Origin of the sequence: Corallococcus praedator (assembly GCF_003612125.1) — a bacterium.
GTDB classification, from domain to species: Bacteria; Myxococcota; Myxococcia; order Myxococcales; family Myxococcaceae; genus Corallococcus; species Corallococcus praedator.
Map to the genome: position 1 here is coordinate 1 of NZ_RAWI01000274.1, position 12,821 is coordinate 12,821.

Annotated in this window: 10 protein-coding genes; 5 read left to right on the forward strand and 5 right to left on the reverse strand. The window is 69.3% G+C overall.

Annotated elements, in window-relative coordinates; translation table 11 throughout:
- Window positions 1-171 precede the first annotated feature (171 nt).
- Window positions 172-1,938: an LVIVD repeat-containing protein gene (locus tag D7Y13_RS28490; protein WP_120584372.1), complete on the reverse strand. Its 1,767-nt coding sequence runs from the start codon at window positions 1,936-1,938 to the stop codon at window positions 172-174.
- Between the two features lie 164 nt (window positions 1,939-2,102).
- On the opposite strand from D7Y13_RS28490, the gene D7Y13_RS28495 reads away from it, so the two are divergent.
- The 3 genes from D7Y13_RS28495 to D7Y13_RS47215 all read left to right on the forward strand — a co-directional run bounded on the left by D7Y13_RS28495 (window position 2,103) and on the right by D7Y13_RS47215 (window position 6,147).
- Complete coding sequence (locus tag D7Y13_RS28495) at window positions 2,103-3,209, forward strand: AAA family ATPase (protein ID WP_120534935.1); 1,107 nt, start codon at window positions 2,103-2,105, stop codon at window positions 3,207-3,209.
- A complete protein-coding gene (locus D7Y13_RS28500) occupies window positions 3,206-4,102 on the forward strand; it encodes a pseudouridine synthase family protein (protein ID WP_120584371.1) in 897 nt (298 codons plus the stop codon). The genes D7Y13_RS28495 and D7Y13_RS28500 overlap by 4 nt, the downstream gene beginning before the upstream one ends.
- Window positions 4,103-4,350: 248 nt before the next feature.
- A complete protein-coding gene (locus D7Y13_RS47215) occupies window positions 4,351-6,147 on the forward strand; it encodes a hypothetical protein (protein WP_199732826.1) in 1,797 nt (598 codons plus the stop codon).
- 133 nt (window positions 6,148-6,280) lie between these two features.
- Here D7Y13_RS47215 and tkt read toward each other — a convergent pair whose 3' ends face one another.
- From tkt to D7Y13_RS28525, 4 genes are all read right to left on the reverse strand, one after another.
- The gene (gene tkt, locus D7Y13_RS28510) at window positions 6,281-8,347 is read right to left on the reverse strand and encodes a transketolase (protein WP_120584370.1); all 2,067 of its coding nucleotides are present in this window, start codon (window positions 8,345-8,347) and stop codon (window positions 6,281-6,283) included.
- Between the two features lie 127 nt (window positions 8,348-8,474).
- Window positions 8,475-9,413 (reverse strand): arginase family protein, encoded by a 939-nt coding sequence (locus D7Y13_RS28515; protein WP_120584369.1) that lies wholly within the window; start codon window positions 9,411-9,413, stop codon window positions 8,475-8,477.
- 8 nt (window positions 9,414-9,421) lie between these two features.
- Window positions 9,422-10,627, reverse strand: coding sequence for a vWA domain-containing protein (locus D7Y13_RS28520; protein WP_120534931.1), 1,206 nt, complete (start codon window positions 10,625-10,627; stop codon window positions 9,422-9,424).
- A 19-nt stretch (window positions 10,628-10,646) separates the two neighbouring features.
- Window positions 10,647-11,498 carry an AAA family ATPase gene (locus D7Y13_RS28525; protein ID WP_233595682.1) on the reverse strand — a complete coding sequence of 284 codons (852 nt, stop codon included), beginning with the start codon at window positions 11,496-11,498 and terminating at the stop codon, window positions 10,647-10,649.
- A 165-nt stretch (window positions 11,499-11,663) separates the two neighbouring features.
- On the opposite strand from D7Y13_RS28525, the gene D7Y13_RS28530 reads away from it, so the two are divergent.
- A complete protein-coding gene (locus D7Y13_RS28530) occupies window positions 11,664-12,293 on the forward strand; it encodes a vegetative protein (protein WP_341870445.1) in 630 nt (209 codons plus the stop codon).
- A gap of 121 nt (window positions 12,294-12,414) precedes the next feature.
- Window positions 12,415-12,821: hypothetical protein (locus D7Y13_RS28535; protein WP_120630829.1), on the forward strand; the 407-nt coding region annotated here is incomplete at its 3' end.

Below are 12,821 nucleotides of genomic sequence, written 5' to 3' on the forward strand. Positions count from 1 at the left end.
GGACATGGGGGGCGGACCTCTTCGCGGGGGACCTGGGCACCGCCAGGACGGCGGGCCCTCTCGCGATACGGTCCGGTGTCATCCCCTCGGCGAGGAAGTCGGGAGATGCCCCCCATCCGGAAACCATCGGTCCCGCGCGTCCCAGGCGCCCTTGCGCGCGGGCTCAATCCCTCACAGCTCGTTGAAGATGAGCAGTCCGCGCGCCGTGTCCACGACGTAGACGTACCCGTCGCCCGGGACGCGGATGCCGATGGCGCCCTCGAACATCCCGCTGCTCCGGCCGGGCTGGGTTTCGAGGAAGGTGTTGAAGTACGCCACCTCGCGAGGCTTCGGCGGCACGGACACGTCCAGCACGCGCACACCCTCGTGGTAGTACGCGATGTAGAGCTTCGTGCCCTTGAGGATCATGTTGTGGATGGAGAAGTGGGGGCGCAGGCCGTACTCACCAATGAGCCGCATGTTCGCCGGGTCGGTGACGTCCAGCACGCGCAGGTGCGCGTTGACTCCCTCGCCGCCTTCGAAGGCGATGGTGCGGCCCGCGAAGGTGCCCACCGCGCTCGCATGGGAGTACTGACCGTCGAAGACATACGCGCCCAACTCCAGCGCATGCTCCGGGTTGCTCACGTCGAAGGCCACGAAGCCGGAGCTCGTGCTGTTGATGTAGAGGCGGTCGCCGTAGGCGGTGGCGTCGTGCGGTCCTCCCCACTCACCGGACACCGTCACCCGGTTGAGCAGCACGGGCGAGAGCGGTGAGGTCACATCGAACAGGAGCGTCTGGCTCGCGGGCTCGGGCGCCATCGCATAGAGCCGGTCGCCCTGCACGTGGACGGTGTGCACGGCGATGGCCTCGCCGGGCACGGCGCGCATGTACTGCGGGTCGGCGGGGTTGGAGATGTCGTAGACGATGACGCCGGCCTTGGTGCTGGCGATGTAGAGCGCGTCGCCCTTCGCCCAGACGCCATTCCAGTAGCTGTCGCCGGGAAGCTGGATGCGCTTCGTGAGGACGGGCTTGCTCCGGTTCTTCACGTCGAAGACGGCCAGGCCGCCAGCATCGGCCTTGTCCCCGATGGCCACCACGTAGGCGTGGTCCTTCGCGACATAGACATCCACCGGGAAGCCCAGGGGAACCGAGGCCTCGCCGTGGAGGGTGAGGCCGCCCGAGGACTCGGACTCACCGCGTCCCCAGGAGGGGCGCAGCGCGGTGAAGGTCCCCTGGCTGCGCACCTTGCCGTCGGCGCACTGGACATAGCAGCCGTTGACGCGGCGGGGCTCGGGCCGGGTGCAGCCCACGAACGTGAAGTCCCGAGCGGGGATATAGGGAGGCGTCGCGGCGAAGCTGGTGCTGAAGACGAACGAGCCCGGCCCCACGGACTGGCGCGTCAGGGGCCTGCCGTTGAGCGTGCCCGGCGCCCCGTCGAACGGCAGCGTCAGTCCATAGCTGACGGTGACGTACCCGGAGAGACCCCGGCCGAGCAGGTGGTACGTGCCCACGGACTCCAGCGTGTCGAACGCGCCCGCGGGACACGAGGAGAGGTCGAACAGGGACAGGTCCTTGCAGTCCGTGATGGGGGAGCCCGTCGGAAGGGTGAGGGAGCATTCCGAATAGAGGGGCGGGGTCAGCCAGTCGGACAGCTCGGGAAGCGTCTCGGCGCCGCCGTCCCAGGCGTCCGCCTGGGGGCCCGCGTCGGAACTCCCGCTGCCGGCGTCCTGGGAGGACGGGTCCCCCGCGTCCCGGGTCCCCGCATCCGCATCGGAGGTGCCGGAGTCCAGCGTCGTGCCGGAGTCCTCGGACGCGCCGGCATCCACGGACGTGCCGGAGTCCAACGTCGAGCCGGCATCCAGGCGCGTGCCGGCATCCTCCTCCGAGGACTCCTCGGAACAGCCCGTGAGGGCCAGGGCCAGGGTGAGGCTCAGGAGCCAGCGGAACGGAGGCGACATGGAACCCTCTCCTTCAAGCGCCACGGAATGCGGGCACGCGGAATCCTATACGCAGCGAGCCGCCACTCCTGGCGGGCCGAGTCCTTTCAGGACCTTGGGCGGGGCCCCGGAATCTGGAAGGCACGGCGCCGCGAGCCCGTGGGCGGGGCTAGGCTGCGCCGGCCATGCCCATCACGCGTCTGGAAATCTCCGGCTACCGCTCCGTGCGTCAGCTCCACCTGGAGCTGGGGCCGGTGAACGTGGTGGTGGGGCCCAACGGCAGCGGCAAGACGAACCTGTACCGGGCGCTGTACCTGCTCGCGGCGTCGGCGGAAGGGCGGCTCGCGCGCACGCTGGCGGAGGAGGGCGGCACGCCGAGCGTGATGTGGGCCGGCCCGCGCGACCCCAAGAAGCCGGTGCGGCTGAAGGTGGCGGTGGACCTGGACGACCTCGGGTACGAACTGCAATGCGGGCCCGTGCCGGGGTCGGGCACGGCCTTCGCGTTGGATCCGGAGGTGAAGGAAGAGCACCTGTGGGCGTACTCGGGGGGCCGGCGCGGGGTGTTGATGGAGCGCAAGGACCGCACGGCGTTCCTGCGCGACGCGGACGGCACGAAGGTGACGTTCCCCACGGAGCTGTGGACCGCGGAGTCGGTGTTGGATCAGCTGTCGGATCCGCACCGCTTCCCCCGGCTGATGGAGGTGCGGCGCGCCCTGGCGTCGTGGCGCTTCTACCACCACTTCCGCACGGACCCGGATGCACCCCTGAGGCATCCCCAGGTGGGCGTGCGCACGCCGGTGCTCGCGCATGACGGACGCGACCTGGCGGCGGCGCTCCAGACCATCCTGGAGGTGGGGGACGATGCCGCTTTGGAGCAGGGCCTGGACGACGCCTTCCCCGGGGCGCGGCTGGAGGTCCACGCGCAGGAGGGACGCTTCAGCCTCTTCGTCCAGATGCCCGGCCTGTTGAGGCCCATGGCGGCGACGGAGCTGTCGGACGGGACGTTGCGCTACCTGTGCCTGCTGGCGGCGCTGCTCAGTCCCAGGCCGCCGCCGTTCCTCGCGCTGAACGAGCCGGAGACCAGCCTGCACCCGGAGCTGCTCAAGCCCCTGGGCCGGCTCATCGTGAACGCGGCGAAGCACAGTCAGGTCTGGGTGACGACGCACGCGGAGGAGCTGGCGAACACCGTCTCCCAGCACTCCGGCGCGGAGCCGGTACACCTGGAGAAGCAGCAGGGCGCGACGACGGTGCGCAAGGAGCGCGCCCGGGACGATGACGGAGAAGACGCATGACCCCCGGCCTCTACCTGACGCACAAGCCCGTGGGCGCCACCAGCTTCGCCACCGTGCGAGCCTTCCAGGAGGAGGCCCAGGCCACGCGGCCCAACCGGCGCACGGCCCTGGTGCACGGCGGCACGTTGGATCCGTTCGCGGAAGGGCTGCTGCTCATGCTGGTGGGTCCGGCCACGCACCTGTTCGAACTGCTGCACGCCGCGCCCAAGACGTACGTGGCCCGAGTGGAGTGGGGCACGGAGATGGACACGGGAGACCTGCACGGTCGGCCCGTGTACCAGGGTGATGCGAGCGCGTTGACCCCGGCCCTGTTGGACGCGGCGCTGAAGCCGTTCCTCGGTTGGACGGAGCAGGTGCCTCCGGCCACCAGCGCGAAGAAGATCGGCGGTGAGCCCGCCTACCGCAAGGCGCACCGGGGCGAAGCCGTGGACCTGCCCCCCTCGCGCGTCTACCTGCACACCGCCCGCTGGCACTCGCACGACCTGCCACGCGCCAGCGTCCTGGAGCTCACCTGCCGGGGTGGCTACTACGTGCGCTCGCTGGCAAGGGACCTGGGGCGGGCGCTCGGCTGTGGAGCGCACCTCTCCGCGCTGAATCGCACGGCCATCGGCCCGTGGAAGGACCCCGGCCCCGGCCACCGCGTGGAGCTGCACGGCCACGACGTCCTTCCCTGGGCACGCGGAAGGGACCTCACCGACCAGGACGTGGGCGCGCTGCGCCGCGAACAGTCCATCCCCCTGTCACCGCTGAAGCCCCCGGACTGGCGTCCGCCCCCGGGCTTCCCGGAGCCCCAGGCCCCGGTGCGAGGCTTCCATCAGGGAAGGTTGACCTTCCTGCTGACCGAACGCGACGGCGCGCTGTGGAGCGAGACAGAGCTGCGAGGCGGAGTCTAGAAACCGCCCCGAGCAAGCGCGCCCCCGGGCGTGAGGACCTGGTGACCGGAATCACCACCCGGGGGGATGGGGGGCTGGTGACTGTCACCACCATGGTGACTGGAGTCACCACCCCGCGGAGTGCGCCCTCGCCGCGCAACTCCATGAAATCACAGCGCTTCCCACTGTGGTCAGGGATGGCACGACGCGCGCAATAGGTCCCGGCATACCGCTTCCGACGAGGAAGCCGCTCCTACCGGAGATCAAAAATGTCCGTCACCAAGACCGCTTCCACCGTCATCTCGAACCGTCCCGCCATCTCCAACGCGCAGCAGAACAAGCTGCTGGGCACGCCGTCGAAGCTGTCCGGCAAGGAGGCCGCGCTGCTCTCCTCGCTGAAGGAGATGAAGACGCAGATGTCGGGCATGAAGGCGCAGATCGCGGAGCTGAAGGCGGGGCTGAACAAGGCCGACCAGTTCGACGCGGGCAAGAAGTTCGCGGTGCAGCCCCGGAACGACTGGATGCCCAAGGACGTGGGCGCGCTGGTGGAGCTGAACAAGCTGAACCAGACCTCGGGCCCCATCAGCGCCGAGCAGATGGCGGACACCATCGACCGCGCCACCGCGGACCTGGACGGCCAGGCCGCCTCCTCCGAGTACCGCACCGTGGCGGACTGGGCCATGAACAACCGCGAGCGCCTCACGCCGGAGGCGAAGCAGGTGATGGACCTCTACTCCAAGTACGCGGCGCTCTCCCAGGCGCGCGGCGAGTCCGGCATCCCGCAGGACGACTTCAAGAAGATGCTCGGGGAGATGCGCGACGTGGGTGACGCCAGCGCGAAGAAGGCGCTCGCGAACCTGGACCGCAAGGGCGGCACGGTGTCCGGCGAGGACATGGCCAAGGCCATCCAGACGGGCACGGCGGACCACGACGGCCAGGCCGCCGGCGCGGAGGCCAAGGAGTTCGAGAAGTGGGCCACGAAGAACGAGAGCCGCCTGAGCCCGGAGGCCAAGGAAGTGCTCGACGTCTACCGCAAGCACACGAAGGCGGCGCAGGAGAAGGGCCAGACGGGCCTGACGGACAAGGAGTCCGCCGTCATGAACGCGGAGATGAAGAAGGCGGCCGCCGTGGACGTGAGCGCCCGCAAGGCGACGGAAGCGCTCGACCAGAAGCCGGGCCCCATCTCCGGCCAGGACATGGCCAAGGCCATCCAGAAGGGCACGGCGGACCTGGACGGCCAGGCGGCCGGCGCGGAGCTGAAGGAGTTCGAGCGGTGGGCCTCGAAGAACGAGAGCAAGCTGAGCCCGGAGGCGAAGGAAGTGCTCGACGTCTACCGCAAGCACGCCAAGGCGGCGCAGGCCAAGGGCCACGAGGGCCTGAACACGAAGGAGACCCGCGCGCTCAACGCGGAGATGAAGAAGGTGGGCGCCGGTGACGTGAGCGCCCGCAAGGCCACGGAGGCGCTCGACAAGGAGCAGGGCCCCATCTCCGGCGAGGACCTGACCAAGGCCATCCGCGAGGGCATCTCGGACACGGACGCGCACTCCACCACCTCCGAACTGAAGGAGTTCGAGAAGTGGGCCGCGAAGAACGAGAGCCGCCTGACGCCCGAGGCGAAGGAAGTGCTGAAGGCCTACCAGTCCGCCGCGAAGAAGGCCGGCCCGGACGGCCTGACGCAGAAGGAGGCGGACGCCATGTTCAAGACCCTGGACGGCTTCAAGACCTTCCGCGACGACTCCATGCGCGCCGCGCTGGAGGGCCTGGATTCGAAGAGCGGGAAGATCAACGGCAAGGACCTGACGGCGGCCATCGAGAAGGGCGCCGCGGACCTGGACGGCCAGGCGGCGGGCCTGGAGTTCACCGACACGATGAAGTGGGCGCGCCAGAACTACGACCGCCTCACGCCGGACGCGAAGAAGGTCGTGGACACCTACGAGAAGTACGCCACCCGCGCGCAGGCCAAGGGCGGCACGGGCATCGACCAGAGCGACTTCAACAAGATGATCAAGGAGATGAAGTTCATCAGCAGCCCGCCCCCGGCCCGTCCGGTCTACTTCGCGGCCTGAGCCACACCGAAGCACCGCTGAAACGGGGGGAACACAGCCACACGCATCCATGGAGTTCCCGCCGGAGGTAAGCCCGGCGGTGAACCCAGAGGTGCCCCGGACCTTCGGGGGAGGGTCCGGGGCCCTTTTATTTTCAGGCCTTCGACTTCTTCATCTTGGCGATGGTGGCGTGCGCTTCCTTCACCACGTTCTCCACGGTGAAGCCGAACTTCTGCTGCAACGCCTTGATGGGCGCCGAAGCCCCGAAGCTGCGCATGCCGACGACGCTGCCAATGTGGCCCACCCAGCGCTCCCAGCCGAACGCGGCGCCCTTCTCCACCGCGACGCGCGCGGTGAGGGCCGCGGGCAGCACGCGCTCCTGGTACTCGGCGGGCTGCTGCTCGAACAGCTCCCAGGACGGCATGCTGACGACGCGGGCCTTCACGCCCTCGGCCTTGAGCTTCTCCGCCGCCTCAATCACCAGCGCGACCTCGGTGCCCGTGCCGATGAGGATGACGTCCGGCTTTCCGCCCTCGGCCTCCTGCAGGATGTACGCGCCCTGGGAGAGCCCGGACGCGGGAGCGAACTTCGTGCGGTCCAGCGTGGGCACCGGCTGCCGCGACAGCACGAGCACCACCGGGTGGTGCTGCTGCTGCGCGATGTAGCGCCAGGCCTCGGTGACCTCGTTGGCGTCGCCGGGGCGGATGACGATGTTGCCGGGGATGGCGCGCAGGGACACCAACTGCTCGACGGGCTGGTGCGTGGGGCCGTCCTCGCCCAGACCGATGGAGTCGTGGGTGAAGATGTGGATGGAGGGAATCTCCATCAGGGACGACAGGCGCATGGCGGGGCGCTCGTAGTCACTGAAGATGAGGAACGTGGCGCCGTACGCGCGCACCTTGCTCAGGTTGAGGCCGTTGACGATGGAGCCCATCGCGTGTTCGCGCACGCCGAAGTGGATGTTGCGGCCCGCGTACTCGCCCGGCTTCATGGACGTGGAGGCGGACAGGTACGTCTTCGTGGACGGGTTCAGGTCGGCGGAGCCGCCCACCAGCCACGGGTAGTTCTTCGCGAGTGCATTGAGCACCTTGCCGCCCGACTCGCGGGTGGCCATGCCCTTCGCGTCCGCGGGGAACACGGGCAGCTCCTTGTCCCAGCCATCCGGCAGCTCGCGCTTGAGCATGCGGTCCAGCTCGTGCGCCAGCTCCGGGTGCTGCTGACGGTAGCCGGCCAGCGACTTCTCCCACGCCTCGCGAAGCTGCTTGCCGCGGGCTCCCATGCGCTCCTGGAAGCGCTCCTTCACGCCGTCGGGGACCAGGAACTGCGCGTCCTCGGGCCAGCCGTAGAAGCGCTTGGTGCCCTTGATCTCCTCGGCGCCCAGGGGCTCGCCGTGGGCGCTGGCCAGGCCCTGCTTCTTGGGCGCGCCGTAGCCGATGTGCGAATTCACGACGATGAGGGTGGGCTTGCCGCGCTGCTGCTTGAAGGTGCTGTAGGCCTTGCTCAGCGCGTCCAGGTCGTTGGCGTCGGTGACCTGGATGACGCGCCATCCGTAGCCCTCGAAGCGGCGGCCCACGTCCTCGGTGAAGGCAAGGTCGGTGCTGCCGTCGATGGAGATGTGATTGCTGTCGTAGATCCAGCACAGGTTGGGCAGCTGGAGGTGGCCGGCGAGCGAGGCGGCCTCGGACGCGACGCCCTCCATCATGTCGCCGTCGCCGCAGATGGCGTAGACGTCATGGGTGAACAGCTCGAAGCCGGGCTTGTTGAAGTGGCCCGCGAGCCAGCGGCTGGCGATGGCCATGCCCACGCTGTTGGCGACGCCCTGGCCCAGCGGGCCGGTGGTGGTCTCCACGCCGGTGGTCCAGTGGTACTCGGGGTGGCCGGGGGTGGCGGAGTCCAGCTGGCGGAACTTCTTGATGTCCTCCAGGGACACGGCGGGCACGTCCGTCACGCGCTCCTGCTCGTCCAGGCGCTTGATGCCGGCCAGGTGCAGCAGGCTGTAGAGCAGCATGGACGCATGACCGTTGGAGAGGATGAAGCGGTCGCGGTCCGGCCACTGGGGCTGGGCCGGGTCGTACCGCAGCTCCTGCTGCCACAGCTGGTAGGCCACCGGGGCCAGCGCCATGGGCGCGCCCGGGTGACCCGAGTGGGCCTGCTCCACCGCGTCGATGGACAGGGTTCGGATGGTGTTGATTGCCTGGGTATCGATCTTCTCGGTCGTCATGCGGTCTCCCCACGCCGGCTGCGTCGTGGGCGCACCATGCCGTAACCGGGGACGCCGCGCCGCACGAAACGGGCCCGCCGTCAGGTGGGCTGGCTGGCAGGGGACACTGGGACCCGCCGGGAATGCCTCAGGGGACGCGGCCGCTGAGCGCGAACGCCGCCACCACGGCCTCGGTGAAGGCCCGGGCGCAGTGGCCCTCGGGGTCCAGGTCCGGGTCCAGGATGGTGAGCTCCAGGCCCACGGCCTGGGGGCTGCGCAGCAGTGAGGCCAGCAGGGAGGTCAATTCCTCCAGCCGGAGTCCCTCCGGGTTGGGTGAATCCACGGCGGGCATGACGGACAGGTCCAGCACGTCCGCGTCCACATGGATCCAGAACCCATCCAACTCCCGGGCCTCCAGCAGGGCACGCGCCTCATCTCCGACAGCGTCCGCGCCACGCTGACGGATGGCGGTGAGCGGAAGGGAAGGGATGCGGGACGTGTCGAACTCCTGCACGGCGAGCACGGCGGTGTCCTCGTCACTGCGGGACAGGCCCAGGTGCACGACGTCCTCTTCGCGCAGGTACGGCTTGAGTCCGTCCAGGTCGCAGAGCGCATCCGGTCCATGGCCGGTGGCGAGCGCCAGGTCCAGTCCCGCCGCGGTGAGCCGACCCGCCAGGGCGGCGCGGTCCTTGTCATACGAGAAGTCGTCATGCGCATCGATGAACGCCAGGCCATGCGTCCCGGCCCGCCGCAGCGCGAGCGACGACCCCACGAGCACGCTGCAATCCCCGCCCAGCAGCAGCACGAAACGTCCCTGGGCCCGCAGCGCCCCGATGCGATCCGCCAGCGCCACACTGTACCGGCCCAGCGCGGCGCCATTGCGAAAGCCGGTGTCCGGCTCCGCCTCCGGAGAGTACGCGGGAGGCATCACCATCCCCGCGTCCTCCGCGCCCAACCGGGTCACGATGCCCTGCGCGCGAAGGGCCCGGGGCAGTTGATACACGCCCGGAATCACCCCAGGGGCTGAAGGCCGCAGGCCCAGGTTGGACGGAGCATCCAGGACGCTGATGGGAGCAAAGGAAGCCATGGCGTCTCCTACCGCCGGGTCGCCGCCCCGCGCGGCGTCTTCCCACGCGTCAGGTGGCTCACCGCCTCACCCAATCCCTCCACGGTGAGGGAGAACATGGGGAACACATTGGCCAGCATCGCGATGGTGCCCGAGCGCCACGACCCGCGAGGCTCCGGGTTGAGCCACACGTTGCGCTCGAAGTGCTGCGCCAGTTGCATCATCCACGTCATGCCCTCCAAGCCCTCCTGGCGGTACTGACCATTGGCATCCGTGCGGATGCCCAGCTCATACGGGGCCATGGATGCATCGCCCACCATCACCAGCTTGTGGTGCCGGCCCACCTGCGCGGTGAGCTCCGGAACGGTGAGGCCACCGGTGAGCTGCGGCGTGGCGTAGAGCTTCCCGTAGACGCAGTTGTGGAAGTAGTAGGTGCGCAGCTCCTTGAAGTGAGACGCCTGGCTGGCGACGCTGAACAACCGGCTCACCAGGTGCGCGTATGGATCCATGGATCCGCCCACGTCCATGCACAACACCACGCGGGTGTTCGGCCGGCGCGGGGGACGCGTCACCACCTCCAGCTCGCCCGCGTTCTTCGCGGTGGCGGAGATGCTCTCGTCGATGTCCAGCTCCTCCAGGGCGCCCTCGCGCACGAAGGCCCGCAGCTTGCGCAGCGCCACGGCCATCTGCCGCGTGTCCAGCACCACGTCGTCGCGGTAGCCCGCGTACTTGCGCGCCCCGGCCTGCCACAGCGCCTGACCCTGACGTCCGCCGGTGCCGCCAATGCGCACGCCCTGGCGCGCCATGCCGTTGTTGCCAAACGCGGACGCGCCGCCGGTGCCCACCCAGCGGTTGCCGCCGTCGTGGCGCTCGGTCTGTTCCTTGAGGCGCTGCTCCAATTGCTTGCGCAGCTCCTCCGGGTCCCACTGCTCCAGCATGGCCAGCTCTTCGGGGCTCAGGTCCCGACGCTCCTTGGCCTCCTCCAGCCAGGACAGCAATTCCTCGGTGAGCTTGAGCGCATCGGACGCCACGCCCTGGAAGTGCGCGAGGAACGCCTGGTCGAACGCATCCAGCTGCGTCTCCGAGTGCACCAGGAGCGCGCGAGCCACGTGGTAGAAGCCATCCAGGCTGCTGTCATGCAGCCCGGCCTTCAGCGCACCGGCGAGGGCGAGCGCCTCCTGGGCGCCCACCTTCACCCCGCGCTTTCGCAGCTCGTAGAAGAACGGCAGGAACATGGCCCGTCTCCTTCCCTTGCTACGCGCGAGACTTGCGGCCGCCCCTGAACGCCTCGGCCACCGCGACCAGGTCCTGTTCCTTCTTGAGCAGCGCGCCCAGGAACGGCAACTGTTCATCCAGCTTCAATTCCATCACACCGTTGGCCTTGAGCACGGAGATCCAGTCGATGAGCTCGCTGGTGGAGGGCCGCTTGCGCAGGCGGGTCATCGCGCGCAGCTCGTAGAAGACCTTGAGCGCCTGCTCGGCCAGTGAGGCCTCCAGCCCAGGATGGTGCACATCCACGATGCGCTGCATGAGGTCGCGCTCCGGGAAGTCGATGAAGTGAAACACGCACCGGCGCAGGAACGCGTCGGGCAGCTCCTTCTCGTTGTTGCTGGTGATGAGCACCACGGGGCGGTTCTTCGCCACGACCTCATCCTGGGTCTCGGAGATGCGGAAGCGCATCCGGTCCAGCTCGTGGAGCAGGTCGTTGGGGAACTCCAGGTCGGCCTTGTCCACCTCATCGATGAGCAGCACCACGCGCTCGGGGGAGGCGAACGCCTCGCCCAGCGGCCCCAGGCGGATGTATCGCCGGATGTCGCGCACGTCCCCGTCGCCGAAGCGCGAGTCATACAACCGCTGCACGGTGTCGTAGACATACAGGCCATCCTGGGCGCGCGTGGTGCTCTTCACGTGCCAGGTCAGCAGCTTCAATCCCAGTCCCTGGGCAATCGCTTCCGCGAGGAGCGTCTTGCCAGTGCCGGGCTCGCCCTTGACCAGGAGGGGGCGCTGGAGCGTGAGGGCGCAGTTGACGGCGGCCTGCAGGCCCTCGCTCGTGAGGTAGGAGTCGGTGCCTCGAAAGCGGACGGGAGTGGGGGAAACCGGAGTCATGACGGGTTCCTTTAACATCTTGGACGATGTTTCCATCCCGCCCCGGGCGGTTGGGTGTATATCCTGCCCCACATGGCCCCACTTTCTCTTGAGAACGAACTCCGCGACATGGTCCGACGCGAGTTGCAGTTGCAACTCGCTCCCGTTACGAAGGCCGTGGCCCGTATGGCCAAGGGTCTGGATGCGTTGGATGTGCTTCGCGAGGTGACGCGCCGTCTGGCACCGCTGTCCAGCCGTCTGGGCGCCGTGGCGGGCGTGCGCACGCCCACGCTGGCCCCGGAGCCGCCCGCCCGTCGCAAGCCGGGTCGTCCGCCGTCCGCGAAGACCATCGCCGCGAAGGCAGCGCTCGCGAAGGCTCCTGCCGCGAAGGCGCCCGCTGCGAAGGCTCCCGCCGCGAAGGCCGCGCCCGCCGCCAAGGCTCCCGCCGCGAAGGCCGCCCTTGTGAAGGCGCCCGCCACCCGCGGGCCGGGCCGTCCGGCCGCGAAGGCTCCTGCCGCGGAAGACAACCAGGCGTGCGCGGTCATCGGGTGCAAGCGTCAGAGCCGCTCCAAGGGCTACTGCTCGGCGCACTACCAGAAGCTGCGCCTGCTCATCCGCACCGGCCGCCGTCCGGAGTCGTGGGTGGATGGCGCCCGCTCGCAGTCAGTGCAGGACGTGAAGCTGCCGCGCGGTCGCGCCGGCAGCCAGGCGCTGAAGGAAGTGGCGAAGCCGGCCGCTCCCGTCGCCGCGCCGCCCAAGCCCAAGGCCTGGGTGCGCAAGAAGGGCTCGAGCGGCGGCATGGTGTCGTTGAACTGACGGGAGACGTCGCCTCCCGGGCATGTTCCGTGGTGGGTCGTCCCAGGCGACCCGCCATGCGTGCGACATGCGCCGCTTCCATCGTTGACAGCGGCCGGCCCGTGGTGTGAATCCGGGCCGCATGAGCGAGCAATATCCAGTCACCGTCGCGGTCCGTCGCCCCGACGGTCAGGTGGAGCAGGTCCGGGTGGGCACGGCGTACAGGAACGGCGAAGGCTTCACGCTGCAACTGGGCGAGCTGTCCATGAGCGCCACGCCCGTCGCGGCGGCCCCGGCCGCCCGTCGCGCCGCGCCCGCCGCGGGTGCGCCCGCCGGCGGTGGCGACGGCATGACCCTTCCCAACTACGGGCGCAGCAAGGGCGCGCCCGTCTACGGCGCCAGCCTCCAGGACCTGGAGTTCTACGCCAACGGCGCCCGTCGCTCGCTGGCCGACCCCAGCAAGTCGCGCTGGCATGACAAGGAGCGCCAGCTCCTCGCTTCCATCGAAGCGGAGATGGCCCGTCAGCGGGGTGAGGGCGGCGGTGGAGG

What these genes read in the sequence shown, in the direction of transcription:
- D7Y13_RS28490 (WP_120584372.1), bottom strand. Translation starts at nt 1,938, where the DNA reads ATGTCGCCTCCGTTCCGCTGGCTCCTGAGCCTCACCCTGGCCCTGGCC.
- D7Y13_RS28495 (WP_120534935.1), top strand. Translation starts at nt 2,103, where the DNA reads ATGCCCATCACGCGTCTGGAAATCTCCGGCTACCGCTCCGTGCGTCAG.
- D7Y13_RS28500 (WP_120584371.1), top strand. Translation starts at nt 3,206, where the DNA reads ATGACCCCCGGCCTCTACCTGACGCACAAGCCCGTGGGCGCCACCAGC.
- D7Y13_RS47215 (WP_199732826.1), top strand. Translation starts at nt 4,351, where the DNA reads ATGTCCGTCACCAAGACCGCTTCCACCGTCATCTCGAACCGTCCCGCC.
- tkt (WP_120584370.1), bottom strand. Translation starts at nt 8,347, where the DNA reads ATGACGACCGAGAAGATCGATACCCAGGCAATCAACACCATCCGAACC.
- D7Y13_RS28515 (WP_120584369.1), bottom strand. Translation starts at nt 9,413, where the DNA reads ATGGCTTCCTTTGCTCCCATCAGCGTCCTGGATGCTCCGTCCAACCTG.
- D7Y13_RS28520 (WP_120534931.1), bottom strand. Translation starts at nt 10,627, where the DNA reads ATGTTCCTGCCGTTCTTCTACGAGCTGCGAAAGCGCGGGGTGAAGGTG.
- D7Y13_RS28525 (WP_233595682.1), bottom strand. Translation starts at nt 11,498, where the DNA reads ATGACTCCGGTTTCCCCCACTCCCGTCCGCTTTCGAGGCACCGACTCC.
- D7Y13_RS28530 (WP_341870445.1), top strand. Translation starts at nt 11,664, where the DNA reads ATGGCCAAGGGTCTGGATGCGTTGGATGTGCTTCGCGAGGTGACGCGC.